The sequence below is a fragment of the Microbacterium sp. Bi128 genome (genome assembly GCF_918698205.1).
Map to the genome: position 1 here is coordinate 1 of NZ_CAKKMM010000423.1, position 3,809 is coordinate 3,809.

Below are 3,809 nucleotides of genomic sequence, written 5' to 3' on the forward strand. Positions count from 1 at the left end.
GTCCTCGACCGGATTCCCTTCCCGCGGCCGGACGACCCGCTGATGACGGCACGTTCGCGGGCCGTGGCCCAGGCCGGCGGCAATGGCTTCATGGCCGTCTCGGCCACGCACGCCGCCATCCGCCTCGCGCAGGGCGCCGGACGGCTGATCCGCTCGACCTCGGATAAGGGCGTGGTGGCAGTGCTGGATTCGCGGCTCTCCACGGAGCGTTACGGCGGCTTCCTGCGCGCCGCGCTGCCGCCGTTCTGGCCCACCACCGATTCATCGATTGCCATGGCAGCCCTGAAGCGCCTGGCGAAAGACTCCGCGAAAGCCTAAGTCCCAAACCGGGGCCGCCACCCTGCGCCGGAAATCCGCCGCGGGGTGGCCGCTCCGAACTGGCAGCATGCCCCGGATGGCTAAGGGGAGCGCAGTTTAGAGAGAGCGCAGTTTAGAGGGAGCGCAGTACCGATACGACCTTGCCCATGATGACGGCGTGGTCGCCCAGGATGGGCTCGTACTGGGTGTTTTGCGGCAACAGCCACGTGTGGCCGTCCCGCTGGCGGAAGGTCTTGACCGTGGCTTCGTCGTCCAGCAGGGCGGCAACGATATCGCCGTTCACGGCATCACCCTGGCGGCGGACAACCACCCAGTCGCCGTCGCAGATGGCGGCGTCGATCATCGAGTCGCCGGCCACCTTGAGCATGAAGAGTTCGCCATGGCCCACGAGTTGGCGGGGCAGCGGCATGACGTCCTCCACCACCTGGTCCGCGAGGATCGGCCCGCCGGCGGCGATGCGTCCGACGAACGGCACCATTGCCGTGTCAGTGGCGCTGGCGAGCTCGGTTACCGACAGGCCGCCGACGGCCCGCAAGGGGCTGGACTTCTCGATACCAGATATCGGCGTGGCCCCCTCGTCCAGGGTCAGCGGCATGAGCACTTCCATGGCCCGGGGCCGCTTCGGATCACGCCGCAGGTAGCCAAGCTTTTCCAGTTGGGAGAGCTGGTGGGTCACGCTCGACAGGCTGGCGAGACCGACGGTGTCTCCGATTTCGCGCATGGACGGCGGGTAGCCCTTGTCCGTGACGGACCGCTGGATGGTCTCCAGGATTTTCTTTTGCCGGACGGTGAGGCTCTTGGGGGCCCGGGCGGGCTGCGGGCTCCGTGGGGTGGCCCTGCCGCCGGTGGCTTGTGCTGCCATGTTCGCCAACGCCTTTCCGTTCCGCCCGGCTGCCGTGGCTGCTGTCACCGGGAACTTCCGGCCTGAAATGTCAGACCCTGCTGATCAACTACGAATGAATTCCCACTGGTAGTTCGAAAGTGGGAGTTCGAAAGTGGTTGTCCTGTCCCTCAAAAATAGGCCAGCCGCAGACCTTTTTCAAACATTTGTTCTAGCGAGTCTCGACATCGTTCGTTAGTAAGTGCTAAAACAGAACTAGCAAGATTCGAATATGTGTTCGATTCCGACGATCTGGGTTCGCAGGCAATGTTCGTTTCTATGTTCGAAGGTTCGGCCGGTTGGCGGCGAGTACGTGAGTACGCCGGGCGGCAACTTATGGTCCAGGAGGGCTCAGTTCATGTCAGTTTCAAGCGCGTTTGACGGCACTAACATTCAGGGCGTCACGACCCGCCACCGTGGTGTTGGTCCGGGTGGCGCAGCGGATCGCCGCAGCATCGGACACGGCAGCATCGGACACGGCGGCCTCGCCCAAAGCGGTTCCAGTCACGGCAACGTGTACCCGCTCAACGCCAGGCGCCGCGGCTCCGCGCCGTCGCGGGCGCAGCAAGGAGCCGCCGCCGCGGTCTCCGGCGGCCGGACCAAGCAGCCGCCGCTTCGGCTCACCCGGCGCGGACGCTTCGTCTTTTTCGGCGTCCCCCTGATTCTGCTGGCGGCGTTCATCCTGTCCTTCAGCGGATTCCTCAACGCTCCCGCGAAAGCGGCAGATTCCGCAGACCAGCTCTCGGTGACGCCGACCGTATCCGTCACAGTCCAGCCGGGGGAGTCCCTCTGGGCCATTGCCGGGTCGGTGGCCCCGGAGCGCGATCCCCGCGATGTTGTGGCCGATATCGTGCAGTTGAACAATCTGGACGCCGCGCGTGTGATGCCGGGCCAGCAACTGTTTGTTCCGTCCAAGTAGCCACCCCCGGGTGCCGTCGCGGGCGTCACAGTTTCAGCGCCCGTCCCGCTACCACTTAAACTGGTCACGTGACTGACCAGCTTGAGCGCCTCAACCGACTGCCCCTCCGAACCAATCTGCGTGGCCTGCGTCCGTATGGCGCGCCGCAGCTGGACGTCCCCATCCTGCTCAACGTCAACGAGAACACCCATGGGGTCCCGGCCGATGTCCGCGCCGCGATTACCGAAGCCGTGAGCGCCGCCGCTGCCGGGCTGAACCGCTATCCGGACCGCGAATTCACCGAATTGCGCGAAGCCCTCGCCGAATACCTTGGCCATGGGCTGGACGCGGAGAACATCTGGGCCGCGAATGGTTCCAACGAAGTCCTTCAGCAAATCCTCCAGGCCTTCGGGGGCCCTGGCCGGACGGCCCTCGGGTTCCCTCCCACGTATTCGATGTACCCGCTGCTGGCCTCCGGCACGGATACGGAGTACGTCGTCGGGGCCCGCGCGTCGGACTATGGGCTCAGTGCGGAATCAGCGGCACAGCAAGTCCGCGAGCTTCAGCCCAACATTGTCTTCCTCTGTTCCCCGAACAACCCGACCGGCACGGGGCTGGGCCTTGATGTGGTCGAGGCAGTCTATGACGCCGGCGAGGCCAGCCAGACCATCGTGATCGTCGACGAGGCCTATCACGAGTTCGCCCACGACGGCACGCCCAGTGCCCTCACCCTGCTGCCTGGCCGGGAGCGGCTCATCGTCTCGCGCACCATGAGCAAGGCCTTCGCCCTCGCGGGTGCGCGGCTCGGCTACATGGCCGCGGCCCCGGAGGTCGCGGATGCCCTGCGCCTGGTGCGTCTCCCGTACCACCTCTCCGCCATCACCCAGGCTGCGGCCCTGGCTGCCCTGCGCCACCGGGAGGCGCTCATGGCGGACGTCGAGGACATCAAGCGCCAGCGCGACCGGATCGTGTCGGAACTGACGCGGTTGGGCTTGACCCCGGCCGCGTCTGATTCCAACTACGTGTTCTTCGGCGGCCTCGAGAACCCCCATGAGGTTTGGCAGCGCATGCTGGACGCCGGTGTCCTCATCCGCGACGTCGGTATTCCGGGGCACCTGCGCGTCACCGCCGGCACTGAGACAGAAACCACAGCCTTCCTGGAGGCACTTGAACTCATCCTGGCCGGCTCCGCAAAGCCGCAGGCCTAGACTTGGTGGGGAGCCCGATCGTCCCCGCCAGATTGCCCAACACCCTGCCTTCTTCCAAAGGACACATCTACATGAGCACCACCGGATCCACCGCCGCCGAGGGCCGGACCGCACGCATGGAACGGACCACCAGCGAGTCCTCGGTCCTGGTCGAGATCAACCTGGACGGCACCGGCGTTTCAGACATCAGCACGTCGGTCCCGTTCTACGACCACATGCTGACGGCCCTCAGCAAGCACTCCTTGATTGACATGACCGTCAAGGCCACCGGCGACACCCACATCGATGTCCACCACACTGTCGAGGACGTGGCCATCACTTTCGGCGAGGTTCTGCGGACCGCCCTGGGCAACAAAGCCGGGATCCGCCGCTTTGGCGAGGCGACCGTTCCCCTCGATGAGGCCCTCGCGCAAGCTGTCGTGGACGTCTCCGGCCGTCCCTACCTGGTCCACGCCGGCGAGCCGGCAGGCCAGGAATACCACCTGATCGGCGGCCACTTTACGGG

5 protein-coding genes are annotated in these 3,809 nt (G+C 65.7%); 4 read left to right on the forward strand and 1 reads right to left on the reverse strand.

Features of this window, described 5'->3' with window-relative positions:
* On the forward strand, positions 1 to 318 hold a 318-nt coding region (locus LQV45_RS20285; RefSeq protein WP_290370281.1), incomplete at its 5' end, for a helicase C-terminal domain-containing protein.
* Between the two features lie 112 nt (positions 319 to 430).
* On the opposite strand, the gene lexA is transcribed toward LQV45_RS20285, so the two are convergent.
* Positions 431 to 1,180 carry a transcriptional repressor LexA gene (lexA, locus tag LQV45_RS20290; RefSeq protein ID WP_230008558.1) on the reverse strand — a complete coding sequence of 250 codons (750 nt, stop codon included), beginning with the start codon at positions 1,178 to 1,180 and terminating at the stop codon, positions 431 to 433.
* Between the two features lie 532 nt (positions 1,181 to 1,712).
* Here lexA and LQV45_RS20295 point away from each other — a divergent pair.
* The 3 genes from LQV45_RS20295 to LQV45_RS20305 all read left to right on the forward strand — a co-directional run.
* A complete protein-coding gene (locus LQV45_RS20295) occupies positions 1,713 to 2,117 on the forward strand; it encodes a LysM peptidoglycan-binding domain-containing protein (RefSeq protein WP_374208258.1) in 405 nt (134 codons plus the stop codon).
* A 68-nt stretch (positions 2,118 to 2,185) separates the two neighbouring features.
* Positions 2,186 to 3,304, forward strand: coding sequence for a histidinol-phosphate transaminase (locus LQV45_RS20300; RefSeq protein ID WP_230008559.1), 1,119 nt, complete (start codon positions 2,186 to 2,188; stop codon positions 3,302 to 3,304).
* A 71-nt stretch (positions 3,305 to 3,375) separates the two neighbouring features.
* A partial coding sequence (locus LQV45_RS20305; protein ID WP_230008560.1) for an imidazoleglycerol-phosphate dehydratase occupies positions 3,376 to 3,809 on the forward strand: 434 nt, incomplete at its 3' end.